Consider the following 727-nt stretch of genomic DNA (forward strand, 5'->3'; position numbering starts at 1 on the left):
GGGCGGGGACGGGCTGGCGCCGCCCGATCCGCAGCGAGCGCAGGGTCGGCACCCCGGTGGGCCGGTGCAGATCGGCGGTGGACAGGGCGAGGCGCACACCGGTCCAGTCCTCGCCGGTGCGCTGGGCGACCGAGGCGCGCAGCACGAGCTCCGCGTCGCCCTCCCCCTGCTGGTGGGTCAGCCGGTAGGCCGGGACCCAGACGGCTCCCGGCACCCGGTACTCGACCTCCACCTCGACGGGGCCCGCACCGGCCCCGTCCACCGTGAGGTCGGCCGCGAGCGTGGTCCGCACCTGCACCGCGGGGGCGTCCGTCGACGCCCGCTCCCAGCGGTCCTCGGCGAGCGCGAGTTCGTGCGCGATGCCGCGGAGTTCCTCGTCCTGGGCGGTGAGCACGTCGTGCAGGGCGGTGAGCCGCTCGTCGACGAACCCCGCGAGATCCAGCCAGGCGTCGACGGGCGTACGGCGATGCTCCGGATCGTCACGCCTGCGGGGCGGCGGGACCGGGCGCAGCGCCGCGATCTCCTCGATGCGGCGCGCCTGGCGGTCCCGGCGGAGCTGCGCCGCTTCCCGGGCCTCCTCCAGCCGCTCCACCTCGCGGGCGAGTTCGGATTGCGCCTCGGCAGCCACCGGTTCGGCCTCGACCGTCGGCCGGGCCTCGGTGACGCGTGCGCCCGGGGCGTCCACGACACGGGCGCGCAGGGAGCCGGGGGTCAGCGACCGGGGCAG

1 protein-coding gene is annotated in these 727 nt (G+C 77.4%); it reads right to left on the reverse strand.

Annotation, left to right across the window (positions count from 1 at the left end; translation table 11 throughout):
• The coding region (locus G3I40_RS05040) for a DUF4139 domain-containing protein (RefSeq protein ID WP_164300939.1) at positions 1–727 on the reverse strand (727 nt) is incomplete at both ends.

Source organism: Streptomyces sp. SID14478 (assembly GCF_010548525.1).
Taxonomy (GTDB): Bacteria; Actinomycetota; Actinomycetes; order Streptomycetales; family Streptomycetaceae; genus Streptomyces.